Raw genomic sequence first — 22,461 nt, 5'->3', positions numbered from 1 at the left:
CGGCCGGCCAGTCGGCGTGGCTGCGGACGGTGGCGGACCTGATGGCGAACGTGCCCGGCAACAAGGGGTTGGGCTACTGCTATTGGGAAGGCGTCTGGACGTATCGCAAGGGGGATGGTTGGGACCCCCGACCTCACGGAGAAGCACCCGGCATGACCACCGTCCTCATCGTCGACGACCAGGCCCTGCAACGCCTCGGCTTCAGCATGCTCATCGAGCAGTACCCCGACCTGAGCACCGTCGGCGAGGCCACGCACGGCGTCGAGGCGGTGCGGCTGGCGGCCGAACTCCGCCCCGACGTCGTCCTGATGGACGTCCGCATGCCCGGCATGGACGGCATCGAGGCCACCCGCCGGATCGTGCAGTCCGGCGGCCGCTCCCGCGTTCTGGTGCTGACCACCTTCGACCTCGACGAGTACGCGTACGCCGCGCTGCGCGCCGGGGCCAGCGGCTTCCTCCTCAAGGACGCGCTGCCCGAGGAACTCGTCGCGGGCATCCGCGCGGTGGCCGCCGGGGACGCCGTCATCTCCCCCGGCCTGACCCGCAAGCTCATCGACGCCTTCGCCGACCGGATGCCGGGCCGCACCCCCGAGCAGGACCGCCGCCTGGACGCCCTCACCGACCGCGAACGCGAGGTGCTCACCGTCATGGCGGCCGGCTGGAGCAACACCGAGATCGCCGACCGCCTGTGCCTCGCCGAGTCCACCGTCAAGTCCCACGTCAGCCGCATCCTCGCCAAGATCGGCGCCCGGGACCGGGTCCAGGCGGTGATCTTCGCGTACGACGCGGGGCTGGTACGGCCGGCTTGAGGTCCTGTCCCTCAGGCCGTCGGCGCGGTCACGAGCTCGCCGATCAGCGCGGTGAGTTCGGCCGGTTTCTCCACGGGCAGTTCGTGCCCGGCGTCGACGATCCGTACGACCGCGTCCGGGTAGGCGTTGGCCATCCGCAGCATCTGGGAGAGGATGGCGCGGCTCGGCCAGGGTCGATCGCCCTGGCCGGCCGGAGGACCCGGCGGGTCAGTCCTCGGACAGGAGCCAGCCGATGCGCAGCTCTTCCGCACCTGGGCGGGATACCTCCAGGAGCTCGGCGCGCTCGGGGTCGTCCTCGGGGAGGTTGTCGGCGAGGAGGGCCTGCGCCGCGACCGTCTGAGGTCGGGCGCCGAGCGCGGCGCGCAAGTTGAGTGAGCGGCGCAGCATCGCGATCCGCTCGGCGGGCTCCTTGTGCGGTGCGAGGTGCCGGATGATGTAGGACTCGAAGTAGCCGTCACCGGACTTCGTCGCGACCTCGAGGGCCGTCTCGTAGAGCGGGATGGCGCCGGCCGGGTCCTCGTCGATGTTGTCCAGCAGAACGGCCCAGTGGTACTCGGCCCAAGCGCGCGTCTTCTCGTCGCCGCTCTCCGCCGCCGCCCGGTAGCCGGCCTCGGCCACCGCACGGTCGTCGGCGCGGGGTTCGCGCCGGAACAGCAGGCGGCTGTAGGCCAGTCGGGCCCCGAGCAGATGCGCGGTCGGCGACGCGGGATCCAGCGCCGCGACCGCCTTCTCGGCCTCCTCGTGACCCTCGATCCGGAAGAACCAGCGGTCGACGGCGATCTCCGCGCGCAGTTCGGGCTCGGCGTCCGGACCCAGGACGGCGAGCGCGGCGTCCCACTCCCCGAGCAGCTGCAAGCGACGGGCAATGTAGGTGGCGTCAGTTAGCATGGCGCCTACGATAAGAAACGGCGATGTAGGCGGTCAAGTGCAATACGATGACTACATGGGGAACGTGGCGCGGCTGGCTGTCGAGCTGGCCAACACCGGGACCCTCGATCAACACGGCGAACTGGTCGCCGCGTTCTTCACGGAACACGAGGTCACTCCGCCTCCGGGCGGCGACTACGGCGAGCTGCCAGACCTCGTGCGCACGGCCCTGGCGGAATCGGTCGACGGCGCCGCCCCCGAAGCCGTGCACCGCCTGCTGCGCGACTATCCACCGGAAATGCACCTGTCCGACCACGACGGCCACGACGGCTGGCACATCCACTTCAGCCGCAACGGCACCCCGGCCAAGCGCTGGCTCGGCCAGCTGATCGCCGCCAAACTCGCCCTGGTCGCGGCCGGGGACCCGACGGTGACACTCGGACGGTGCGCCGCCACCGGGTGCGGAAACTACTTCGTGGACCAGTCACGGAACCGCACGCGCCGGTTCTGCTCCAACGCGTGCGCGAGCCGGACGACGGTGGCGGCCTATCGGGCCCGGGCGGCGAAGAACTCCTAGCGGAGGCTGCTACGGAGTCGTCGCCGGCAGAACCACCAGCATCCGGCAGTAGCCGAGGCCGGCGTCATCGGCGTACCGCATCCCACCCACGGCAAGGAAATCACCGCGCTGCCGGCCCTCAAGCAGGGCGCCGGCGCCGACGTGGACGAACTGCCGGGGTCTGCGTGCGGGTCAGCCGCCCTGGCCGGCGCTTCCGACCGGGCCGACCGTCACGGAGGAGCCGGAGCCGTCCGTGACGGGGAGGGTGGCGGCGCCCGGCCAGTTGAGGGTGACCGACTTCGTCTCGTTCGGCGGGGTGACCACCAGTCCGGTGATGCGGACGCCGGAGCCGCCCGACTTGTTGAACGGGTAGTTGACGGGGAAGTCGATCGACTTGCCGTTCTTGAGAATGGTCGAAGTGGCCTGCTGACCGGTGCGCTTCGCGGACAGGGACCCCGCGTTGGTCTTCAGGTCGACCCCCGCGTACCCGGAGATCGTGCAGTCCCGGCCACCGCCGTTCGTGAACTCGACCACGACGGTGCCGTCGGGATCGCCGTCGATGGTGTTGTCCTTCGCCGTGATCTCCAGCTCGTCGGTGCGGCACTTGCCGACCTTGGCGTTCGCGTCGGAACCGGTACCGGCAGCCGTACCCGTACCGCCGGAGCTCGACCCACCAGAGCTCGACCCGCCGGAGCTCGTCCCCGTGGAGGCCTTCGCGCCACCCTGCTCCGAACTGCCCGCGTCCGAACTGCCGCCCGAGGACGACGCGTTGGACCCGGACGACGCCGTGGGCGTGGACGACGCGTCGCTCTGTCCCGCGCCGGCGTCGCCGTTCTGGCAGGCCGTGAGCGAGAGACCGGCGGCGACGGCCAGGGCGGCGAAGGTGAGCTTGTGAACGCGCATCGTTTCGTCCTCAGAATCGGTGGTGTCAGTGCCGGCCGCTCGGTACAGGTCAGTACGAGCGGGCGTTTCTGATCATCAAGAGCGGCCCGACCGGGTCGACCGTTCCGCACAACCACCGCGTAGGACATTCCTGTTACACACACCACCGGCCACAACGCGCACCACCACCGGAAACACCGCGCCGGAACATGCCACCGGCCAGCCGGCACAAGGGTTCCCACCACCGCCGCACACCTTTCCGCGGCAACCGTCCGTTGGGACAGACCCGTGACCCACGAACCACAACCGATCCCCCGCCTTCCTCGTCCCGCCCGAGCGAACGCCCCCCGATGGACATACGACGAGTCCAACTACCACTGAGCAGTGCGGAGTTCACCGAACCGGTACGCCAACGATGACCTCGACCGGCAGGCCGAGTTGCTACGGCTCGACGACAGCCCTGATGGTCAGGATGCCCGCCTGCCGCAGCGCTTCCAGACGGCGCCGGACGGTGGCTTCCGAGACACCGACGATGCGGCCCAGCTTGCGGAAGCGACGGGGGATTGCAGGGGGGCGGCTGGAAGTCACGCCGGGCCGCGGCCTGTTCGGCGGAGACCAGATCGGGCTGCCGCCAAGGCCCAGGCCTCCGCACACCCACGCCATGCGACCAACACGGAAACAGGGGCGACGATCAACAGCCCGCCCATCGACTCCACCCAAACAGAGGAGGTCTGGGACGCATCGGCCAACCCGCCGCCCTGGTGTCGCCAGGTGCGAGTTCGTCCCGAATACGCTGCGAATCGTCGAGGAAGCACTGACTGAAGGCGGGGACGGCACGCTGCGGCTGATCGTCTTCACAGGAGCGGCCACCTGCGCCGCGTTCCCCCGGTGGCGGCGCCCAGCTCGCGGGTCTGCCGCAGCGGCGCTGAGGCGCGAACCAGATTTCTCGGAGTTCGGTGGTCCGAGGATGTCGAGAACGTGCCACCGGCTCCGTCCCAGGGACATCAGCGGCCACCACCGGCCGCACAAGGAAGCACGGGGAAGAAGGAGAAACCATCATGGCGATTCAGCGGATGGACAACGTCGGCATCGTCGTCGAGGACATGGACGCCGCCATCGCGTTCTTCGTGGAACTCGGGATGGAACTGGAGGGCCGGGCGCAGGTCGAAGGCCTCGTCGCCGACCAGTGCACCGGACTCGACGGCGTCCGCTGTGACATCGCGATGGTCCGGACCCCGGACGGCCACAGCCGGCTCGAACTGGCCAAGTACCGCAGCCCCGCGGCGACCAGCGACGGGCCGCGCAATCGGCCGCACAACATCCTGGGCACGCACCGCGTCATGTTCGCCGTCGACGATCTCAAGGACACCGTCGCCCGACTGCGCCCGCACGGCGCCGAACTCCTCGGCGAGATCGCCCGGTTCGAGGACAGCTACCTGCTCTGCTACGTGCGCGGCCCGGAGGGCATCATCGTCGGACTGGCCGAGCAACTGCGCTGAGAAGAAGGAACCGAACCTTGCAGCCGAACGAACGAGACGGTCGAGGCTCTGAACCGCCCGATCAGACACCCGAGACGGTAGTAGAACGCTAAGGCCGGCCCCGTAAATGATCTTCGGATTGACGCGGCTGTGGTCGGTCCGGCAGGGGACCGCCCACCTGTCCGGCGAGGGTCAGGCAGCGGAGGCGGGCGATGTCGAGCACCTCGGCTGGAAGTAGGCTGCCCCAGGCTCGGCCTAGTCACTGGGGCAGGCTCGCCTGGGGGGTGGTTGACCTGATACTTCGTCATGGGTCCGCGAACGCAGCATCGGTGGCTCGCCGAGTAGGCAGAGTTCTGGGGCTAGTCGCCGCCGCGACGGTTGCGCTGACGGTGGTCCTGTTGTCGCCTCTCGTGCTGGACGAGATCTCGGGCTCCGAGGGCGTGAACTGGAACAGGCTGAGTCAGATCGGCGCGGCGTACGGATTCACGTCGGCGATCGTCTCGGCACTGGCGTTGGCCGGCGTCGCCGTTTCCCTGATCGTGCAGAACCGGCAGGCCAGGGCGGACCAGGTCCAGGGGATCCGCAGCTACTACCTCGAGTTGGCCCGCCTGGAACTTGACGACATGGCGCTCTTCCAGCCTGTTTGGGGCGCCACGGACATTGCCGATCCGCACGAGCAGAAGCGGCATGTCTATGCCGACCTCATGATGAACTACGCGTGGATGGGCTTCGAGATCGGGACCATTCGCGAGGGTTTGCTGCGGGACATGCTCGCCGGGATGTTCACCGGAGAGGCTGGGCGGCACTACTGGAGCAGGTCTCACACCTCGTGGATCGCCAGTTCGTCCGGAAGCCGTGTCGGCCGTCGCTTCCTGACCATCGTGAGCGAGGAGCACGCTCGCGCGGTCGCTTCCGGACCGCCGACCCGCTCGCCCATTGCTCCCAGCCCGCCTACTGTGCCCGTGCCCGTCGCGGGGGTGTCGCCCGCCTGGCGGACCTCGGTCGGCGCTCTGATCGGTTTGGGCACCGGCCTGGCGCTCGGATCGCTCCTGCGCAGCCGACGCTAGGGCCTGCGTCGACCGCGGGCGAGATGACCATGGTGTGGCTGACGTGACTACGGCGTCGGAGCCGTCTTGGACAACCCCGTTCTCCGGATTGAGTACGTGTCAATTCGGCAGGTCGGTGGCCGCACTGCGGGGTCAGGGCGCCAACACGGCTCACCGGGGCGGCCTTGGAGTCCTCCCCTGGAGGACCGGGTACTGCTGGTCGCGGCCTACTGGCCTACGAACGTGACGATGCGCCAGCCGACTCCGCTGTTCAGCGTCTCGAATTCGGCGGCGGAACGGATCATCGACGCCGATATCCCGCACTGAAGGCACACAGCAAGTATCAGCACCGACCACTGGCCTCGCCGGCCAACGCGAGCCATTCCAGGCCCGGGTTCAAGCTATTCACCTCCCTCCCGAAACGCTTCCATAAGGTCGGAATCGATTTCCGAAACAATATCCGGCAGACGGCCCATCTGCTCTTCGGGCAACTCAAGGTCGCGGCGTGCGGAATTTACGAACGCACGCTCGGCCCTGAAATAGTGACCGTCAAAAGCAACCGGAACACTCTCCACCCCGTAGATACGGCGAGCGACCGCCACACGGCGAGCCATCGTGGTGAGGACGTGAGCCGCATCGATCACCTCGCCGCCCCGCGCCACAAGGTTGACTTCAGTGTGCGAGGCCTCCATTAATTCCTGGTACTTGACACCTGCGGCATCCAGGATGGGAACAAGGCGTTGCCCATTCGCGTGTATCCGAACTTCGACGGATGCACGGGGGTCCAACACGTGCAGGCGATACTGTCTCACCGCACTCACCAGGGCCCCATATGTCAGGCGCCGCGTCTCTCGCCACGCCTGACGTTCCTGATGAAGCCGCCCTCGCTCCTGCGTCCGGAAGGACAGCAGACCGCCCAGTCCGACACCGCCCAGACCCGTCAACGCAGTGAGCCACAAAGCCGTATCCATATTTCCCCCACCCACGACCGTCCGCGACGAAAGACCATCCGGACAGTCTTCTCGGCCGCATTCACAACCATCGCTTTCTCGGCACCGTGCGGCATACCCATCGCCTCAGCGCCTGACGCCCCGCCAGGACCGGCTACGGCACCTCCGGTCCACCGCCGGCCGTCGTCGTAGCCGCCACGGCGCCGCCGATGTTTCGCCGATGTGACCTGCGTAAACGTCTGGTTGCCAAGCGCTTGGAGGGGTTCCCCGGTGCCGGACCGGTCCTTACGGTTCACATCATCAGTTGGTCAGACCAGCTGACCGTAGGTGGACCAGGGGAGGGAAATCCTTGGACGGGTTCGACGCGTTCGTGCGTCGGTCGTTGAGTGTGAGCTCCGAGATCGTCGCTCACATCGAGACGCTGATCAGCAGCGGTTCTCTGGAGCCGGGCACCAAGCTGCCGCCGGAGCGTGAACTGGCGCAGGCGCTGAAGGTCTCGCGGGTGTCGCTGCGCGAGGCGATGCACGAGCTGGAGGCCAAGCGGATGATCGAGCGCCGGCCGGGGCGGGGCACGATCGTGCTGGAGGTGCCCTCTCACGCGCAGGCGCTGTACGGGGAGATGTCGGAGTCCGAGCGGACGCTGCGCGATGTCGCCGAACTGCGCGAGACGATCGAGCCGAAGTTCGCGCAACTGGCCGCCGAGCGTGCGACGGCAGCGACCCTGTACGCCCTTGAGCAGGTGCTGGAGACGAGCGGCCGCGAGTTGTCGCCGGAGGAGTCGCTGAAGGCCGACATCACCTTCCACATGCTGCTGGCCCAGGCATCGCAGAACCCGTTGATGGTGGCCCTCAACTCCCTCGCCAACAGCTGGACGGAGTCCGTGCGTTCGTTCTCGCACGAGACCGCCGAGGCCCGCCGGTCCTCGCACCACGGGCATCAGCTGATCTTCGACGCAGTACGGAGCGGCAACGGCGCCGCGGCCCGAGACGCGATGCTGGCGCATCTCGCCGACGTCGCGAATCTGACGAGGGGCAGCTACCCCTCGTTCTGAACCGGCTCCACCAGCCACTTCCGCGAAATGAGCGACCCATGAGATCCCGATCCCAGTTCATACGGCTGCGCCTGTTCCGTAAGACATCTGTCGTGAAGGCATCCGTCATGAGTGCCACGGCGCTGGCCCTCGTCGCGGTGTCGGCGTGCGGCAGCAGCAGCGCGTCGTCCTCCGCGTCGGGGGGCGGGGCGAAGGCGTTCAAGCTCGTTCTCCCCTGGTACGCCGATCCCGAGGGCGGCGGTTTCTTCGCGGCGAAGTCGGAGGGGCTGTACAAGTCCAAGAACCTCGACGTCACCCTGCAATCCGGCGGGCCGCAGGTGTCGGCCACCCAACTCGTCGCGGCGGGCCGTGCCCAGGTCGGGTTCACCGACGCGGCCGGTCTCATCCAGGCACGCGAGCAGGGCATCCCGGTCGTCGCGATCGGCGCCCTGTACCAGGACAACCCGGTGGGCGTGATGGTGCACGCCAGCACCGGCATCACGTCGTTCGCCGGTATGGGCGGCAAGACCTGGGTGGTGCAGACCGGTCAGCTCGGTCCGGAGTGGGTCAAGAAGAAGACCGGCATCACGTTCTCGACCCAGGCGTACCAAGGTTCCATCGCGAACTTCTTGAAGAAGGACAGCCTGGTCCAGCAGGGCTGGCCCACGAACGAGGCGTACACGGCCGAGAAGGCCGGGGTGAAGGTCAACTTCGTTCCGTTCTCCACGTCCGGGTTCAACCCGTACAACGACATCTTCTTCACCTCCGAGTCCTATCTGAAGAGCCACCGCAAGGAGCTGGCCGACTTCCTCGCGGCGAGCATGCAGGGCTGGCAGGACTACATGGGCAAGGTGTCGGTCGCCAAGACGGCCAACGCCGCCATCCTCAAGGCGAACAGCCAACTGACCTCGCAGGCCGCCTGGTTCGCCTGGGACAAGCAGCGCAAGTACGTGGTCGCAGGCGACGGCAAGCAGCAGCTCGGCGCCATGACGCAGCAGCGCTGGACGACGTTCATCGACCAGATGAAGCAGCTCGGCCAGCTCAAGAGCACGCCGAAGGCGAGCGACCTCTACGACTCGTCGCTGCTGCCCGAGGTCCCGGCACCCACCACGCTGCCCGCGGCGCCGGCCGGTTCCTACTGATGCCGTGAACGCCCGGAAGGAGCGACGCAGTATGAGTGCAGTCCCCGTGGAGAACCGTGTCGAGGAGCAGGTGGTCGGTACCGATCCGCTGGTCTCGTTCGACGGGGCGGACAAGGTCTACAGCAGCGGCTTCCGGGCGCTGGCCCCCATCGAGCTGCGCCTGCCACGCGCGGAGATCACCGCGCTGGTCGGCCCGTCGGGGTGCGGCAAGTCCACGCTGCTGCGGATGGCGGCCGGCCTGACCGCACCGACGAACGGCAGCCTGGCCCGGCGCACCGAGCGGATGTCGTACGTCTTCCAGGACCCGACCCTGCTGGCGTGGCGGTCGGTCAGGGCCAACGTCGAACTGGTCGCCAGACTCCAGGGCGTGCCCCGGCAGGAACGCCGACAACGTGCTCAGGACGCCATCGACCTGGTCGGTCTGCGCGGGTTCGAGAAGGCGTATCCGCGCGAGCTGTCCGGGGGCATGAAGATGCGCGCGTCGCTGGCCCGGTCGCTGACCAGCGAGCCCGAACTGATGCTGATGGACGAGCCGTTCGCGGCGCTGGACGAGTTCAACCGGGAAAAGATGGGCGCCGAACTGATCAGCCTGTGGCACACCCGCCAGGTCACCGTCATGTTCGTCACGCACTCCATCCCCGAGGCGGTCCGGCTCGGGCATCAGATCGCGGTGATGGGGACCGGTCCGGGCCATCTCAAGCAGGTCTTCCGCTCCCCCAGCCCGCCCACGGCCGACCCGAAGACCGCGCGTGACGACAAGGCGCTGCGGGAGCTGCGTACCGAGATCTCGACGATGCTGGGAGGTGCCGGGATATGACGGTGCTCGACGCCCCGGAACTGCCGAAGGCGGCCTCCACGCGACAACCGGCGCGGCGGTGGCGCTCGTTGGCGGTGAGGACCGTACTGCCCCCACTCGGCGCGTTCGCGGTGGGCGTGGGTCTGTGGCAGCTGGTGATCGTCATCTTCGGCGTGCCCGGGTACATGCTGCCCTCGCCGGCGACGATGGCGAGCACCGTCACCGACGAGTTCGGCACCCTCGGCGAACCGACCTGGGTGACGCTGCGCGAGTCCGTGCTGGGCTTTGTCATCGCGGCCTTCGTGGGGGTGCTCAGTGCGCTGGTGATGGCGCGCTGGCGGCTGATGGAACGCAGCCTCTACCCCTATCTGATCCTGCTTCAGACGGTCCCGATCGTGGCGGTGGCGCCGCTGTTCGTGGTCTGGCTCGGTCCGGGGATAGCGACGAACACGCTGGTGGCGGCCATGATCGCGCTGTTCCCGGTGGCGGCCAACACCCTCCAGGGTCTCAAGTCGGTCGACCGCAATCTGGTGCAGCTCTACACGATGGCGGGGGCGCCGCCCAGGGTGCAGTTGCTGTTCCTGCGGTTGCCGGGGGCGCTGCCGGCGATCCTGACCGGGTTGCGGGTGGCCGCGGGCGCATCGGTGATCGGGGCGATCGTCGGTGAGTTCGTGGCGGGGGTCGGCGGTGGCGCGGGCGGCCTCGGATACGTCATCACCGAGAGCGCGGTGCAACTGCGCACCCCTCAGCTGTTCCTGGCGGTCATCGGCGCGAGCGTCGTGTCGCTGCTGCTGTTCGGGGTCGTCGTCCTGGTCGAGAGGTATCTGCTCGGCAAGTGGCACGAGTCCGTGCTGCCGACCGACGAATAGCGAGGAGTCGTCATCGTGAGCAAGCACCCTTACCTGTGGGCCGAGTTGACCACCGAGGACGTCCGGGGCCTCGCGAAGGACAGTGCCGTGGCGATCCAGCCGATCGGCGCGGTGGAGCAGCACGGGCCCCATCTACCGCTGGTCACCGACGCGTTGGTGGCCGAGGTCGTCGCCCGTACGGCCGTGGAGCGGCTGGGCGGGGCATCCAACATGTGGGTCCTGCCGACCCTGCACTACGGGAAGTCCACCGAACACCTCGGTCGGGCGGGCACGATCGCGATGTCGACGGCGACGTTGCAGGCCATGTGCATGGACCTCGGTGAGTCGCTGTCCAGGAGCGGTGTGCGCAAGCTCGTCTTCGTCAACGGGCACGGCGGGCAGCCGAGCCTGCTCGACGTGGTCGCCCGCGACATCCGCCACCACTTCGGCCTGGAGGTGTTCCCGGTCATGCCGTCGCGGTTCCCGCTGCCCGACGGGGTCGAGGACCCGGACCCGTTCGGTATCCACGGCGGTTTCGTCGAGACGTCGTTGATGCTGGCCCTGGCGCCCGAACTCGTCCGTCTGGACAAGGCAGTTGCCGACGGTCTGCGGGTCGGCGAACTGTACGCGGCGCAGCGGCACCTCACGCTGGAGGGCGCGGTGCCCACCGCGTGGCTGATCGACGACGTCTCCGCCTCGGGTGTCGTCGGCGACCCCGCGGGAGCCGCCGCGGACATCGGCAAGCGGATCGTCGGGCACTGGACGGAGCTGCTGGCCGAAGCGCTGCTGGAGGTCCAGGCGTTCGCGTTCCCGGCCCTGGACGGAACCGCCCGGTGAGTACGCCGCTCACCCCGGCAGGACCGTCGAGGCAGCTGGAAGCAAAGGCACTTGGAGGAACGATGACGACCGCGGCACGCCAGCACCTCGGTGCCACGGTGTCGACGACGCTGTGGGGCCGTCTGCCCTGCGCCGAAGACGCACCCGTACTCACCGTCGATCCGGGCGAGCAGGTCTCCATCGACACCGTCAGCCACGAAGGCATCCTGGAGGACCAGGGCCGCGACCCGGTCGCCTTCTTCGCCGGCCACGGTGTCCCCGGCCACGACGTCCTGGCCGACGCCGTCGCGATCGCCGCCCACGGCACCCACACCCCGGCCGACGGGCCGCATGTCGTCACCGGCCCGATCGAGGTACGGGGCGCGGCGGTTGGCGACTATCTCGCCATCCAGGTCGACGAGTTGGTGCCCCGCACGGCCTACGGCGTGATCTCCAGCCGGCACAACAAGGGCCTCCTGCCAGGTGTCTTCCCCGTCGACGGACCACTGACGAGCATCTTCTGCCCGGTGCTCGACGCGGACGACGGCGTCTCCGCCCCGCAGGCCGCCCTGCCGCTCACGGCCGGCTCCGCCGAACGCGTCGTACGTTTCCCGATCGCGCCGTTCCTCGGCCTGATGGGCGTCGCCACCCCCGGATCAGCGCGACTGCACTCCACTCCGCCCGGCGAACACGGCGGGAACATCGACATCTCGTTGCTGCGAGCGGGCAGCACCCTGTACCTGCCGGTCCAGGTGCCCGGCGCCGGTTTCTACGTCGGCGACCCGCACTTCGCCCAGGGCAACGGCGAGATCTCGCTGACGGCACTGGAGGCACCGCTGCGCGCCACCCTGACGATCGACGTGATCCCCCGGCAACGCGCCGCCGAACTGTTCGGTGACGCACGCGGCCCGATAGCGCGGACTGCGGACCTTCTCGTACCGACCGGCCTGGACACCGACCTCGATGAGGCGGTCGCCAAGTGCGCGCGCAACGCGCTGGAACTTCTGCGGGCCTCCTTCGGCATGGACCACGAGCTGGCGTACGCCTATCTCAGCGCGGCGACCGACTTCGACATCTCCCAGGTGGTCGACGTGGTCAAGGGCGTACACGCCCGGATACGACTCTCCGATTTCGCACGGGTGGAAGGACGGGCATGGCGATGAGCGGGCCCGAGAAGAACGAAGAGTGCCAGGTGATCGCGCCCTTGGGGACACCCCCGGGTCTGCTGGAGGCGTTCTGGCGCTACGACACGGCTCTGCTGGCCAACGACCGGGACACGCTCGACGAGTTGTTCATGCCCGGCCCGCACACCCTCCGGGGCGACGGGCAGGCGCTGCTCGTCGGCCATGAGGCGATCGCCGGATTCCGGTCCGCGCGCGCCAGGATCCCCACGCGGCGAGTCGCCCAGCTGCATGTACAGGTGGTCGCCGACGACGCCGTACTGCTGATGGCGCGCACCGAAGACGGTGAGGCGACCGGGCTGCAGACGCAGTTGTGGCGTCTGACCGATGGCCGCTGGACGGTCGCCGCCGCGCATGTGAGCCTGCCCGTGGCGCCGAAACCGGCCGGTCCGGCGGCTCCCTTCGACACGACCGTCTGGCGGGCGATCGGCGATCCGCTGGTGGCCGCTGACGCTCAAGGGCCGCTGGACGGCATCGGTGTCGCCGTGAAGGATCTGTTCGCGGTCGCCGGGCAGCCCGTCGGCGCCGGTGTCCCGGCATGGCTGGCCGAACAGCGCCCGGAGCTCCAATCGGCCCCCGCCGTAAGGGCGTTGCTGGCCGCCGGAGCACACGTGGTGGGCATCGCGCGCACCGACGAGTTCGCCTACAGCCTCGCCGGCACCAACGCGCACTACGGAACCCCGCCGAACCCGGCCGCGCCCGGCTGCGTCAGCGGCGGGTCCAGCAGCGGCCCGGCGAGCGCCGTGGCCCTCGGACAGGCGGTGGTCGGGCTCGGCACCGACACCGCCGGATCCATCCGGGTCCCCGCCTCGTACCAGGGCCTGCTCGGTCTGCGCACCACGCACGGCGCGATCAGCACCGCCGGTGTCCTGCCCCTGGCCCGGTCCTTCGACACCGTCGGCTGGCTGACCCGGGACGTACGCACCTCCGCCGCCGTCGCCCGGACCCTGCTCCCCGCCGACAGTCACGGGGCCGTGCCCGTGGGCCGTACCGTCCGGCTGCCCGAGGTCGAAGCCCTGGCCCGGGCAGACGTGCGGGACGCGTTCACGACCGCCGTCGAGGAACTGACCGGGGCCGGACAACTACCGCCGGCCGAAACCGTGGACCTGCCACGGGACGTGCTGGAGCGCTGGTTCACCGCGTTCCGCACCGTGCAGGCGTCGGAGGCATGGCGGGCCCACGGCGAGTGGATCAGCGCGCACCCGGGCGCGCTGGGCCCCGACGTGGCCACCCGCTTCGCTCAGGCATCCGGGATCAGTGACGAACAGGCGTCGGCCGCAAGGGAGTTGACGGCCGCGGCACGCGAACAGCTCGGAGAGTGGCTCGCGGGCGCCGTCCTGGTCATTCCCTCGGCCTCCGGCCCCGCACCGGCCCGCAGCGCGTCGGGGGAACAGATCGAGGCCGAGCGCGCGGCGACGCTCCGGATGACCTGTCTCGCCGGACTCGCCGGCGCGCCCGCTCTGTCACTGCCCCTGCTGCGGTCCGCCGACGGCCGCCCGGCGGGCCTGTGCCTGCTCGGCGCCCCGGGAACCGACCACGGCCTGCTCGCCCTCGCCACCGCACTGGAGACCCCCGCATGACCGCCCTCCCCCGCCACCGCAACCGCTGGCGGTTCCCCGGCCCGCACATCGACCTGCACCGACCCGAACTACCGTCCCGTTCGGCGGAGTTGCGTGCCGAGCCCACCCCGGTCGTCCTCGATCCGTCCCGCACCGCCCTGGTCGTCGTGGACCTTCAGAACGACTTCTGCGCCCCGGGCGGCTGGCTGGCCGGCATCGGCGTGGACGTGTCGGTGCTCGCAACGGCGGTCGAACTGAGCGCACAGGCCGTGTCGGCGGCCCGCGCCGCCGACCTCCCCGTGATCTGGCTGAACTGGGGCAACCGCCCCGACCAGGCCAACCTCCCACCGGGCGTGACACACGTCTACGACCCCTCGGGCACCGGCGAGGGCATCGGCTCCCGCACACCCGGCACCGATTCGAGCGTTCTCACGAAGGGCAGTTGGGGCGCCGCCCTCGTGGACGGCCTGGTCGCCGAGGAGCGGGACATCCACGTCGACAAGTACCGCATGAGCGGCTTCTGGGACACACCCCTGGACAGCATCCTGCGCAACCTCCGCGTGGACACGCTGATCTTCGCCGGGGTCAACTCCGACCAGTGCGTGTACGCCACGCTCATCGACGCCGCCTGCCTCGGCTACGACGTCGTCATGCTCACCGACGCGTCCGCCACGACGTCGCCGCCGTACTGCCACGAGGCGACGATCTACAACACCCGCCAGTGCTACGGCTTCACCGCCGCCACACCCGACCTCCTCGACGCGCTGGACACCGCCGACGACCGTTCCGAGGAGGACCCCGCATGAGCACCGCCCCGACCCTGCGCCAACTCGATCAGGTCGTACCGCAGTTGATCTCCCCGGCCGACACTGTCCGGCTCGCCCTCCTGGCCGGACCCGCCGACGGATCCTCGGCCAGCGTCTTCTACGAGGTCTGGGAACCCGGCGGCGCGCAGCCCGACAACTCCCACCCCGACTCCACGGAGATCTTCGTCGTCCTCACCGGGCACGGCATCGCCCACAGCGACGAACACTCCGTACCCATCGGACCCGGCGACGTGCTCGTCCTGCCGCCCGGCTCGGTGCACCGCATCGAGAACACCTCCGCCACCGAGCGGCTGTACACCGTCACGATCATGGCCGAGGACGGCGGCGCCATGCCCGGCGGCTTCGCCGCACTCGTCGGCGCCGGCACCCCGGTCCAGTGGGACGACACCGACCGGGCCACGCTGCGCGGACACTGAGGACCCGCGGCGGCGGACGGCAGAGGGACGGTTGTCCGCAGGCCCACCGGTTGCGGTCATGCTCTAATCTCCGGGTGACGAAGATCGAATCAGGGCTGATACGGCGTTGGCTGAACGGCTGGACCGTCGCCCGCTCGCTGCCCGAGGCCGAGCCGGTCGAGCCCGCCGGGGACGGCCTGCGGTCCCAGTGCGGGCAACCCGGCCGCGAGGTCGAAGTGGTCGCGCTGCGTGCGGACGAGGATCCCGGGTCCCTGGCACGGCTGGCGGCAGCCGTCGCCGCCGCGCGGCAGACCACCTGGCTCACCGTGCCCACGCTGCACCCGCGCAGGGTCGAGGCCGTCGTCGGCGCCGCCGGACTGGAGTTGCTCCACCGGTCGGAGTGGTTCATGACGACTGATCTGGCCGAGCACCCGCGGCACGCGCCTGCCACGCCGTACGAGTGCGAGGTGCGCACGGAAGGACCGGTCACGGTCGTCTCCCTCCGTTCCCGCTCCGGAGAGGTGGCGGCGCGCGGCTCCATCGCCGTGGTCGGCGGTGACGCGATCGCCGATCGCATCGAGACGGACCCGGCGCACCGCCGACGCGGCCTGGGCCGCGCCATGATGAGCGCTCTGGCGGAGGTCGCCGTGTCCCAGGGCGCCCGTACCGGTCTTCTCATCGCCAGCGAGGAGGGCCAGCACCTCTACTCCTCCCTCGGCTGGCACCACAAAGCCGACGTCGTGATCGCCCGGGGGCCGGTGGTTCCCGCCATCGGGTAGGACGTGTCCCATCACGCGGAGGGTCCACGACGTCGCCGCCCTCCCGCTGTGGCTCAGGTCAGCGCTGCGCTCCGGATTCCGTCGCCGACAACCTCCCCGGTGCCATGCCCTCCGTGGCACTCAACTCCTGGGTCCCTACGACGGACAGCAGTTCCAGCTGCTCGGCTCCCCTGCTTCCGGGCGGGGCGGTGAACCACAGCAGGCGTTGCCGTCCGTCCTCGCTGAGGAGGTTGTGGCAGTCGAGTTCGATGACGCCGAGCATCGGGTGGACGATCCTCTTGTGGTCCATGCGGCGCACCGCGACGTCGTGGGTGTCCCAGAGGGCCGCGAACTCCTCGCTGTGGCGGCGCAGCACGGCGACCATCTTCGTGACCTCCGCGTCCCGGCCGCGCCGGGCGGCCGCCGCCTGGAGGTCGGCCACGAACACGCGGGAGTGGTGCGGGTGGTCCTCGGCCGGGTAGATCTCGCGCGCCCGCGGGTCGGTGAACCAGCGGTACACGAGGCTCGCCGCCGGGCCGCGCTGTGCCGGGGACCTGCCGAGCAGGGTCAGGGCCAGGTCGTTCTCCACCAGGGTTTCGTGCAGGTCGGTGATGACGCGCGCGGGGGTGTTGGACAGCCGGTCCAGGAGTCCGAGGAGCGCGGGCTGCACGTGCGCCGATGGTCCGTGTGCCGACGGGGGGATCGGCCGCTCGGCGAGGTGGAACAGGTGGTCGCGCTCGTCGCCGTTCAGGCGCAGGGCGCGGGCGAGGGCGGCCAGGGTCTGAGCCGAGGGCTGCACGGCGTTCTTCGCGCTGCCGCCGCGTTCCAGCTCGGTGTAGTAGTCGGCCGACAGTCCTGCCAGCTGCGCGACTTCCTCTCGGCGCAGCCCGGGGACACGCCGGCGGGGGCCTTGCGGGAGACCGACCTCGGCGGGGCGGATGCGGTCGCGGCGTGTCCTGAGGAAGGCACCGAGTTCGGGAAGGTTCACCCCTCCATGGTCGCTCGTACGCCAGAACGCAGCCAGGGGGTGGCAACCCCTGGGTAGACGCAGCCCTGGCTAGGGACGAGGGACCGGCCGATCGTGGAGGACGTAGCAGGGCAGCGGCAAGGCCGTAGCCCGCCCCTCCCCCTCCATCACAGGAGTCAGCCATGCCTGTCCCCACTTCCCCCGGCGGGACCGCTGCCTCGGCCCGGCCCTCCGCCTCGCCCCGTGTCGCGATCGTCACCGGCGGCTCGCGCGGCATCGGCCGCCGGACCGTCGGCCGGCTGGCCGCCGACGGGTATGCCGTCGTGGTCGGCTACGTCGGCAACCAGGACGAGGCCGAAGCCGCCGTGAAGGAGGCCGTCACCAGCGGCGGCCGGGCGATCGCGGTGCGCGCGGACGTCGCCGACGAACACGCCGTCGCGGCCTTGTTCGACGCGGCCGAAGCAGAGTTCGGCGGTGGCCTCGACGTAGTCGTGCACGCGGCCGGGCGGATGCAACTCGCTCCGGTCGCCGAGCTGGACCTGGCCGTCCTGGACGACCTGCACCGCACGAACATCCGCGGCACGTTCGTCGTCCTCCAGCAGGCCGCCCGCCGGGTGCGCCCCGGCGGCGCGATCGTGACGTTCTCCACGTCCGTGGTGGGGCTGGCCTTCCCGGGCTACGGCGCGTACGCCGCCAGCAAGGGCGCGGTGGAGGCGCTGACGCTGATCCTGGCCCGGGAGCTGCGGGGCCGGGACGTCACCGCCAACACCGTCGCGCCCGGCCCCACGGCCACCGACCTGTTCCTGGACGGCAAGGACGAGGAGACCATCGCCCGCCTGGCCGCCCAGCCCCCGCTGGAGCGCCTCGGTACCCCGGCCGACATCGCCGAGGTCGTCGCGTTCCTGGCCTCCCCGGCCGGCCATTGGATCAACGGCCAGGTCATCCGCGCCAACGGCGGAATCATCTGAGACCGCCCCCCTCAGCCAGTCACCCCATCGATCAACGAAAGGCCCTGTCATGCCGAACGACGAAACGGGGAAGGTCATCCTCGTCACCGGGGCCTCCAGCGGCATCGGCGCACTGTCCGTGCGTGCTCTGGCCCGCGCCGGTCACACCGTGTACGCGGGCATCCGCCAGACCGCGACCCGCAACGCGACCGCGGCGGCCGACCTGACGCGCTACGGCACCGACCACCGGGTCGACGTCCACGCCATCGAGCTGGACGTCACCTCCCAGGACTCCGCCGACGCCGCGGTCGACCGGATCCTCGCCGAGCGCGGCCGGCTGGACGTGGTCGTGCACAACGCCGGGCACATGGTCCTGGGCGCCGCCGAGGCGTTCACCACCGAGCAGCTCGCCGACCTGTACGACGTGAACGTTCTGGGCACCCAGCGCGTCAACCGCGCCACCCTGCCGACGTTGCGTGAGCAGGGCTCGGGGCTGCTGGTGTGGATCGGCAGCTCCAGCACCCGCGGCGGCTGCCCGCCGTTCCTGGCCCCGTACTTCGCCGCCAAGGCCGCGCTGGACGCCCTGGCCGTCAGTTACGCCGCCGAGGTGCTCCCGTTCGGCATCGACACCGCGATCGTGGTGCCCGGTGCGTTCACCAGCGGCACCAGCCACTTCGCCAACGCGGGCACCCCCGCCGACGTCGACCGTGCGGACGCCTACGACCGGCGTCACCAACCCCTCATGGGCGATCTGGGCAAGCGCCTGGCCGCACTCATCCCTCCGGACGCCGATGTGACCGAGGTCGCCGAAGCCGTCGCGCGACTGGTCGCGATGCAGCACGGCACCCGGCCGCTGCGCACCCACATAGACCCCAGCCGAGACGGCAGCGAAGTCGCCTCCGCGGTCGCCGACCGCATCCGCGCCGACTTCTTCCGCCGCATCGGACTGGACAGCCTGCTCACCGCGGGCAGTTCCCTCTGACACCCCCCTGAGAGAAAGAACGACCAACCATGCCTTTCGCGAACTTCAAGGTCCTCGAGAAGACCCTCACCCCGAAGCAGAAGGAGGAGATCGTCACCCGCACCACCGAGCTGTACGTCGAGCTCTACGGCGAGCGCGCCCGCGCCACCACCATGGTCCTGATCGAAGAGGTCCCCGACGGCGGCTGGGGCATCTCCGGCAACGTACTGACCCTCGCGATGCTCGGCGGCGACGCGCCACAGACCGACACCGGCGACACCAACGACGCCTGACCGCACCGGCCGTCATTGGGCCAGGGCAACCCCCCTGAAGCAGAGGGCCCCCGGGTCGAGCGTCGCCACACAGCCTCACTCGTCCCGGGGGTCGGTGAGACCGGCGGAGCCTCCGAGAACGGATCTCCCGTCGCTACGCCGTCTTCGTCGCCGTCGCTGTCGGCTCCCCCTGTCCCTCCCAAGGCCTGGCCAGCCCCACCAGCGCAACTCCCGCCGCCGCAACGGCGATCAGCATGATCACCGCCATCGGCAGGGAACTGTCCTCGCCGAACACCCCCACCAGCGGCGCCGCGAGCGCGCCGAACAGGAACTGGAGGCCGCCGAGGAGGGCGGAGGCGGCGCCGGGAGCGTTGCGGCCGAGGGCCTGGCCGATGCTCAGGGTCGACGGGAAGACCATGCCGATGCCGCCGGCCGTGATGAACAGGGTGATCCAGGTACCGGCGAGGGTCTCCCCCACCGTCAGCACCAGCAGCACCTGGGCCAGCGCGCCGACCGCGGCGACGGCGACCGCGCCCACGAGGAGGTTGTTCAGCCGTACCCGTCCCGCGAGTTGGGAGAAGGCCGCGCCCGCGATGAGCATCGCCACGGCGTTGCTCGCGAAGATGAGGGAGTACGTCGTCGCCGAGACTCCGTGCAGGTTCTCGAAGACGAAACTGGAGCCGCTGATGTAGGCGAACAGTGCCGCCGAGATGAACGCGAGGACGAGGACGTACCCCATGAACGTACGGCGGCCCAGCAGCGCTCCCATCGCGCGGAACGTGTTGGTGATCCCGCCGGGGTGCCGCCGCTCCGGCGGCAGGGTCTCCGGGACCTTGCGGATCACACCGAGCAGCAACAGGCCGCCCATCACGGTCAGTACGACGAACACCGCGCGCCAGGTCGACACGGCGAGGATCGCCCCGCCGAGCACCGGTGCGGCGACCGGCGCGACGCCCATGATCTGGGAGAGGACCGCGAAGTAGCGCGGTAGTTCGGCCCCTTGGAAGCGGTCGGTCAGTACGGCGCGGGCCAGCACCATACCGGCCGCGCCCGACACGCCCTGGAGGAATCGCGCTCCGGTGAGGACCCCGATATTGGGTGCGATGGCGCAGGCGACGGAGAAGACCGTGAACGCGGTCGTGCCGGACAGCAGCAGTCCGCGCCGGCCGAGGCTGTCGCTGAGCGGGCCGATCAGTAGCTGGCCGACGACGAGTCCGGCCAGGAACCCGGTCATGGTCAGCTGTACGGCCGAGCTGCTCGCCCCGAGCGTGTCCCCCATCGCGGGGAAACCGGGGACATACATATCGGTCGCGAGCGGGGCGACCGCGGTGAGCGCGGCGAGGACGGCGACCAGGGCGACGGCTGTGCGCCGCGAGGGGTCGGTGGAGTCGGCCGGTGCGGTGGCGCGCGCGGCGGCGGGACTTGAGGGGGACGGCGATACCATGACCATAACGGTAACCGATGGTTCACCGGTTAACAATGACGGACCGGTGAAGGCCCTCCTCAGCCCGTGGGGGCCTTCCCAAGCGCGTGAAGGCCCTCGAAGTCCCGTGATGGCCCGATCCAGGAAGCGAGAAGACGAGCCGCATGTCGCCCTCCCCCGCCGATGTCCGCACCCAGTGGACCGAGAACAATCCCGGCCTCGACACCTCCCCCATGGAGCTGATCGGCCTGCTCAAGCACGCCACCGGGCTCCTGAACCGGGCCGTCGAACCCCTCTACGCGGGCGCCGAGCTCACCGCCCCCGAGGTCGACATGCTCATCCCCCTACGACACGCCACCGACCCGGTGATCGCCCGCCGCCTCGCCGAATGGCTCGGCCTGTCCCGCGCGGGCGTCAGCAAGGCCCTGGGCAAGCTGGAGAAACGCGGTTTCATCGCCCGTACCCCGAACCCGGCCGACCGGCGCGCCGCCCTGGTGACGATCACGGCGGCCGGGGCCAAGGCCGTGGACGACCTGTTCCCGCGCCAACTCTCCGCCGAGGTACAGCTGTTGGCGGGGCTGGGCGAGGACCGGGACCAGGTGCTGAGTGCGCTGGGGCGCCTGGTGGAGGTCATGGAGCGCCAAGTGGGCAGCGCCTGAAGGGACCCTGACGAACAGTCACCAGCAGCACTCGCCGCGCCGGCCGTCGGCGTGTCAGACCGTGGCGTCCCACAGCACGTGCAGCGTCGGCGGCTTGCGGAAGACCAGGCCGTGCGGGGCGGTCGGGTGGTCCGGGTCGAGGCGCAGGGCGGGGAGGCGTTCGAGGAGGTACCGGAGGGCGATGCGGGTCTCCAGGCGGGCGAGGTGTGCGGCGAGGCAGTAGTGCGGGCCGTGGGCGAACGCGAGTTGGAGGCGGGCGTTCTCGCGGCGGACGTCGAAGCGGTCGGGGTCGGGGAAGACGGCCGGGTCGCGGTTGGCGCCGGTGAGGGAGACGGTGACGAGGTCGCCCTCGCGGATCGTGGCCGTGCCGAGGACGGTGTCCTTCGTGGCATAGCGGTCCACGACGGCGGCACCGGGTTCGAGGCGCAGCGATTCCTCGATCGCACCGTCCAGCAGGCCCATGTCGGCCTGGACGAGGGCGAGTTGGTCGGGGTGGCGCAGTAGGTGCAGCAGTCCGTTGGTGATCATCGCCTCGGTCGTCTCGATGCCGCCGAACATCAACACGGCGGCGTTGGAGGCCACTTCGGGCACGGTCAGTTGTCCGGCGGCCGAGCCGAGGAGCGATGCTCCGCCCTGGTCCGCGACGGTGGCTTCGACGGAGGCGCGCAGTTCCGCGTACGCCTTGGTGCCGGCGGCTCCCGCCTCGTGGCCGGCGGTGATGTCCGAGACCGACCGTACGATCGCGTCGTACCAGGAGAGGACCGTGTCCGGGGTGGTGCCGGTCAGCCCGAGCGCCTCGGTGACGACGGCGACCGCGAGCGGGCCCGCGAAGGCGCGTCGCAGTTCACCGGCGCCCGCCGGCCGCAGTTCGGTGACGAGCCGGTCGGTCTCGCGCTCGATGAACGAGGCGAAGCCGTCCCGTACTTCGCGGGGACGGAAGGGTGCGGTGAAGGGTTCGCGGTGGCGGGCGTGCCGTTCCCCGTCGAGGGACAGCATGCTCGGGCCGACGACCTGGGCGGTGGAGAAGCGCGGATCGTCCACGGTGAAGGTGACCGCGTCCCGCATCACGCTCAGCGCGAGGTCCCGCCGGGTGACCAGCCAACCGCCCAACTCCGGCAACCAGGACACGGGTTCACTCTCACGAAGCCGCGCCAGCCGTGGATGCGGATCCAACGCGAGCTCGGCAAGCGTGGTCCCGGCACCGACCGGGAAGGACGCGGCGGCGACCGTACTCATCACGATCCATCACGGGGCAGAGGGAAACAGACCATGCCCGAGGCTAACAATCGGGC

The 22,461-nt window shown here is 70.1% G+C and carries 25 protein-coding genes and 3 pseudogenes; 20 read left to right on the top strand and 8 right to left on the bottom strand.

What is annotated here, in order from left to right:
• Positions 1–152 precede the first annotated feature (152 nt).
• Positions 153–809: a response regulator gene (locus ACNFOC_RS29675; protein ID WP_416962144.1), complete on the top strand. Its 657-nt coding sequence runs from the start codon at positions 153–155 to the stop codon at positions 807–809.
• 11 nt (positions 810–820) lie between these two features.
• Here ACNFOC_RS29675 and ACNFOC_RS29670 read toward each other — a convergent pair.
• Together ACNFOC_RS29670 and ACNFOC_RS29665 are read right to left on the bottom strand one after the other, a co-directional pair.
• Positions 821–961: pseudogene (locus tag ACNFOC_RS29670) on the bottom strand (alpha/beta fold hydrolase); the annotation flags it as partial.
• Positions 962–1,016: 55 nt separating this feature from the next.
• Positions 1,017–1,664, bottom strand: coding sequence for a hypothetical protein (locus tag ACNFOC_RS29665; RefSeq protein ID WP_416962143.1), 648 nt, complete (start codon positions 1,662–1,664; stop codon positions 1,017–1,019).
• 88 nt (positions 1,665–1,752) lie between these two features.
• Here ACNFOC_RS29665 and ACNFOC_RS29660 point away from each other — a divergent pair, with 88 nt between their 5' ends.
• Positions 1,753–2,253, top strand: coding sequence for a CGNR zinc finger domain-containing protein (locus tag ACNFOC_RS29660; protein WP_416962142.1), 501 nt, complete (start codon positions 1,753–1,755; stop codon positions 2,251–2,253).
• A gap of 6 nt (positions 2,254–2,259) precedes the next feature.
• A pseudogene (locus ACNFOC_RS29655) lies at positions 2,260–2,373 on the top strand (AMP-binding enzyme); the annotation flags it as partial.
• A gap of 51 nt (positions 2,374–2,424) precedes the next feature.
• On the opposite strand, the gene ACNFOC_RS29650 reads toward ACNFOC_RS29655, so the two are convergent.
• Together ACNFOC_RS29650 and ACNFOC_RS29645 are read right to left on the bottom strand one after the other, a co-directional pair.
• Positions 2,425–3,135 carry a DUF4232 domain-containing protein gene (locus ACNFOC_RS29650; protein ID WP_416962141.1) on the bottom strand — a complete coding sequence of 237 codons (711 nt, stop codon included), beginning with the start codon at positions 3,133–3,135 and terminating at the stop codon, positions 2,425–2,427.
• 420 nt (positions 3,136–3,555) lie between these two features.
• Positions 3,556–3,702, bottom strand: a complete 147-nt coding sequence (locus tag ACNFOC_RS29645) for a winged helix-turn-helix transcriptional regulator (RefSeq protein WP_416962140.1) — start codon at positions 3,700–3,702, stop codon at positions 3,556–3,558.
• A gap of 470 nt (positions 3,703–4,172) precedes the next feature.
• Here ACNFOC_RS29645 and ACNFOC_RS29640 point away from each other — a divergent pair, with 470 nt between their 5' ends.
• The 3 genes and pseudogenes from ACNFOC_RS29640 to ACNFOC_RS29630 form a co-directional block, all read left to right on the top strand.
• A complete protein-coding gene (locus ACNFOC_RS29640) occupies positions 4,173–4,613 on the top strand; it encodes a VOC family protein (protein WP_416962139.1) in 441 nt (146 codons plus the stop codon).
• Positions 4,614–5,002: 389 nt separating this feature from the next.
• Positions 5,003–5,659 carry a DUF6082 family protein gene (locus ACNFOC_RS29635; RefSeq protein ID WP_416962138.1) on the top strand — a complete coding sequence of 219 codons (657 nt, stop codon included), beginning with the start codon at positions 5,003–5,005 and terminating at the stop codon, positions 5,657–5,659.
• A gap of 34 nt (positions 5,660–5,693) precedes the next feature.
• Positions 5,694–5,947, top strand: a pseudogene (locus ACNFOC_RS29630) (transposase family protein); the annotation flags it as partial.
• A gap of 92 nt (positions 5,948–6,039) precedes the next feature.
• Here ACNFOC_RS29630 and ACNFOC_RS29625 read toward each other — a convergent pair.
• Positions 6,040–6,609: a hypothetical protein gene (locus ACNFOC_RS29625; protein ID WP_416962137.1), complete on the bottom strand. Its 570-nt coding sequence runs from the start codon at positions 6,607–6,609 to the stop codon at positions 6,040–6,042.
• Positions 6,610–6,937: 328 nt separating this feature from the next.
• Between ACNFOC_RS29625 and ACNFOC_RS29620 the strand changes: the two genes are divergently transcribed.
• The 10 genes from ACNFOC_RS29620 to ACNFOC_RS29575 all read left to right on the top strand — a co-directional run bounded on the left by ACNFOC_RS29620 (position 6,938) and on the right by ACNFOC_RS29575 (position 15,961).
• Positions 6,938–7,639 (top strand): FadR/GntR family transcriptional regulator, encoded by a 702-nt coding sequence (locus ACNFOC_RS29620; protein WP_416962136.1) that lies wholly within the window; start codon positions 6,938–6,940, stop codon positions 7,637–7,639.
• Between the two features lie 38 nt (positions 7,640–7,677).
• Positions 7,678–8,760 (top strand): ABC transporter substrate-binding protein, encoded by a 1,083-nt coding sequence (locus ACNFOC_RS29615; protein WP_416962135.1) that lies wholly within the window; start codon positions 7,678–7,680, stop codon positions 8,758–8,760.
• A gap of 31 nt (positions 8,761–8,791) precedes the next feature.
• Positions 8,792–9,577 (top strand): ABC transporter ATP-binding protein, encoded by a 786-nt coding sequence (locus ACNFOC_RS29610; RefSeq protein WP_416962134.1) that lies wholly within the window; start codon positions 8,792–8,794, stop codon positions 9,575–9,577.
• Positions 9,574–10,425, top strand: a complete 852-nt coding sequence (locus ACNFOC_RS29605) for an ABC transporter permease (RefSeq protein WP_416962133.1) — start codon at positions 9,574–9,576, stop codon at positions 10,423–10,425. Before ACNFOC_RS29610 ends, ACNFOC_RS29605 begins: the two co-directional genes overlap by 4 nt.
• A gap of 15 nt (positions 10,426–10,440) precedes the next feature.
• Positions 10,441–11,241: a creatininase family protein gene (locus ACNFOC_RS29600; RefSeq protein WP_416962132.1), complete on the top strand. Its 801-nt coding sequence runs from the start codon at positions 10,441–10,443 to the stop codon at positions 11,239–11,241.
• A 62-nt stretch (positions 11,242–11,303) separates the two neighbouring features.
• Positions 11,304–12,383 carry an acetamidase/formamidase family protein gene (locus ACNFOC_RS29595; protein WP_416962131.1) on the top strand — a complete coding sequence of 360 codons (1,080 nt, stop codon included), beginning with the start codon at positions 11,304–11,306 and terminating at the stop codon, positions 12,381–12,383.
• Positions 12,380–13,981, top strand: coding sequence for an amidase (locus ACNFOC_RS29590; RefSeq protein WP_416962130.1), 1,602 nt, complete (start codon positions 12,380–12,382; stop codon positions 13,979–13,981). The genes ACNFOC_RS29595 and ACNFOC_RS29590 overlap by 4 nt, the downstream gene beginning before the upstream one ends.
• A complete protein-coding gene (locus ACNFOC_RS29585) occupies positions 13,978–14,766 on the top strand; it encodes a cysteine hydrolase family protein (RefSeq protein WP_416962129.1) in 789 nt (262 codons plus the stop codon). The genes ACNFOC_RS29590 and ACNFOC_RS29585 overlap by 4 nt, the downstream gene beginning before the upstream one ends.
• Complete coding sequence (locus tag ACNFOC_RS29580) at positions 14,763–15,203, top strand: cupin domain-containing protein (RefSeq protein ID WP_416962128.1); 441 nt, start codon at positions 14,763–14,765, stop codon at positions 15,201–15,203. The genes ACNFOC_RS29585 and ACNFOC_RS29580 overlap by 4 nt, the downstream gene beginning before the upstream one ends.
• A gap of 74 nt (positions 15,204–15,277) precedes the next feature.
• On the top strand, positions 15,278–15,961 hold the full coding sequence (locus tag ACNFOC_RS29575) for a GNAT family N-acetyltransferase (protein ID WP_416962127.1): 684 nt from the start codon (positions 15,278–15,280) through the stop codon (positions 15,959–15,961).
• 58 nt (positions 15,962–16,019) lie between these two features.
• Here ACNFOC_RS29575 and ACNFOC_RS29570 read toward each other — a convergent pair whose 3' ends face one another.
• Positions 16,020–16,928 (bottom strand): MmyB family transcriptional regulator, encoded by a 909-nt coding sequence (locus ACNFOC_RS29570; RefSeq protein ID WP_416962126.1) that lies wholly within the window; start codon positions 16,926–16,928, stop codon positions 16,020–16,022.
• A gap of 161 nt (positions 16,929–17,089) precedes the next feature.
• Here ACNFOC_RS29570 and ACNFOC_RS29565 point away from each other — a divergent pair, with 161 nt between their 5' ends.
• The 3 genes from ACNFOC_RS29565 to ACNFOC_RS29555 are packed head-to-tail and all read left to right on the top strand — an operon-like array spanning position 17,090 to position 19,108.
• Entirely contained in the window at positions 17,090–17,875 is a 786-nt protein-coding gene (locus tag ACNFOC_RS29565) for an SDR family oxidoreductase (RefSeq protein WP_416962125.1), read from the top strand.
• A 49-nt stretch (positions 17,876–17,924) separates the two neighbouring features.
• The gene (locus ACNFOC_RS29560; RefSeq protein ID WP_416962124.1) at positions 17,925–18,836 is read left to right on the top strand and encodes an SDR family oxidoreductase; all 912 of its coding nucleotides are present in this window, start codon (positions 17,925–17,927) and stop codon (positions 18,834–18,836) included.
• A 29-nt stretch (positions 18,837–18,865) separates the two neighbouring features.
• Positions 18,866–19,108, top strand: coding sequence for a tautomerase family protein (locus ACNFOC_RS29555; RefSeq protein ID WP_416962123.1), 243 nt, complete (start codon positions 18,866–18,868; stop codon positions 19,106–19,108).
• 133 nt (positions 19,109–19,241) lie between these two features.
• Here ACNFOC_RS29555 and ACNFOC_RS29550 read toward each other — a convergent pair whose 3' ends face one another.
• Positions 19,242–20,531 (bottom strand): multidrug effflux MFS transporter, encoded by a 1,290-nt coding sequence (locus tag ACNFOC_RS29550; RefSeq protein WP_416962122.1) that lies wholly within the window; start codon positions 20,529–20,531, stop codon positions 19,242–19,244.
• A 143-nt stretch (positions 20,532–20,674) separates the two neighbouring features.
• Between ACNFOC_RS29550 and ACNFOC_RS29545 the strand changes: the two genes are divergently transcribed.
• Positions 20,675–21,169 carry a MarR family winged helix-turn-helix transcriptional regulator gene (locus tag ACNFOC_RS29545; protein WP_416962121.1) on the top strand — a complete coding sequence of 165 codons (495 nt, stop codon included), beginning with the start codon at positions 20,675–20,677 and terminating at the stop codon, positions 21,167–21,169.
• Between the two features lie 54 nt (positions 21,170–21,223).
• Here the strand turns inward: ACNFOC_RS29545 and ACNFOC_RS29540 are convergent, their stop codons facing one another.
• Complete coding sequence (locus tag ACNFOC_RS29540; protein WP_416962120.1) at positions 21,224–22,405, bottom strand: cytochrome P450; 1,182 nt, start codon at positions 22,403–22,405, stop codon at positions 21,224–21,226.
• Positions 22,406–22,461: the final 56 nt, after the last annotated feature.

Origin of the sequence: Streptomyces colwelliae (genome assembly GCF_048158785.1) — a bacterium.
In the GTDB taxonomy this organism is placed as follows: Bacteria; Actinomycetota; Actinomycetes; order Streptomycetales; family Streptomycetaceae; genus Streptomyces.
This window is presented reverse-complemented; position numbering and strand designations above follow the sequence as displayed.

Coding starts and splice junctions, on each gene's coding strand:
- ACNFOC_RS29555 (WP_416962123.1), top strand. CDS start 18,866: ATGCCTTTCGCGAACTTCAAGGTCCTCGAGAAGACCCTCACCCCGAAG.
- ACNFOC_RS29615 (WP_416962135.1), top strand. CDS start 7,678: ATGAGATCCCGATCCCAGTTCATACGGCTGCGCCTGTTCCGTAAGACA.
- ACNFOC_RS29640 (WP_416962139.1), top strand. CDS start 4,173: ATGGCGATTCAGCGGATGGACAACGTCGGCATCGTCGTCGAGGACATG.
- ACNFOC_RS29595 (WP_416962131.1), top strand. CDS start 11,304: ATGACGACCGCGGCACGCCAGCACCTCGGTGCCACGGTGTCGACGACG.
- ACNFOC_RS29540 (WP_416962120.1), bottom strand. CDS start 22,405: ATGAGTACGGTCGCCGCCGCGTCCTTCCCGGTCGGTGCCGGGACCACG.
- ACNFOC_RS29560 (WP_416962124.1), top strand. CDS start 17,925: ATGCCGAACGACGAAACGGGGAAGGTCATCCTCGTCACCGGGGCCTCC.
- ACNFOC_RS29650 (WP_416962141.1), bottom strand. CDS start 3,135: ATGCGCGTTCACAAGCTCACCTTCGCCGCCCTGGCCGTCGCCGCCGGT.
- ACNFOC_RS29610 (WP_416962134.1), top strand. CDS start 8,792: ATGAGTGCAGTCCCCGTGGAGAACCGTGTCGAGGAGCAGGTGGTCGGT.
- ACNFOC_RS29590 (WP_416962130.1), top strand. CDS start 12,380: ATGAGCGGGCCCGAGAAGAACGAAGAGTGCCAGGTGATCGCGCCCTTG.
- ACNFOC_RS29585 (WP_416962129.1), top strand. CDS start 13,978: ATGACCGCCCTCCCCCGCCACCGCAACCGCTGGCGGTTCCCCGGCCCG.
- ACNFOC_RS29625 (WP_416962137.1), bottom strand. CDS start 6,609: ATGGATACGGCTTTGTGGCTCACTGCGTTGACGGGTCTGGGCGGTGTC.
- ACNFOC_RS29545 (WP_416962121.1), top strand. CDS start 20,675: ATGTCGCCCTCCCCCGCCGATGTCCGCACCCAGTGGACCGAGAACAAT.
- ACNFOC_RS29580 (WP_416962128.1), top strand. CDS start 14,763: ATGAGCACCGCCCCGACCCTGCGCCAACTCGATCAGGTCGTACCGCAG.
- ACNFOC_RS29550 (WP_416962122.1), bottom strand. CDS start 20,531: ATGGTATCGCCGTCCCCCTCAAGTCCCGCCGCCGCGCGCGCCACCGCA.
- ACNFOC_RS29565 (WP_416962125.1), top strand. CDS start 17,090: ATGCCTGTCCCCACTTCCCCCGGCGGGACCGCTGCCTCGGCCCGGCCC.
- ACNFOC_RS29605 (WP_416962133.1), top strand. CDS start 9,574: ATGACGGTGCTCGACGCCCCGGAACTGCCGAAGGCGGCCTCCACGCGA.
- ACNFOC_RS29675 (WP_416962144.1), top strand. CDS start 153: ATGACCACCGTCCTCATCGTCGACGACCAGGCCCTGCAACGCCTCGGC.
- ACNFOC_RS29660 (WP_416962142.1), top strand. CDS start 1,753: ATGGGGAACGTGGCGCGGCTGGCTGTCGAGCTGGCCAACACCGGGACC.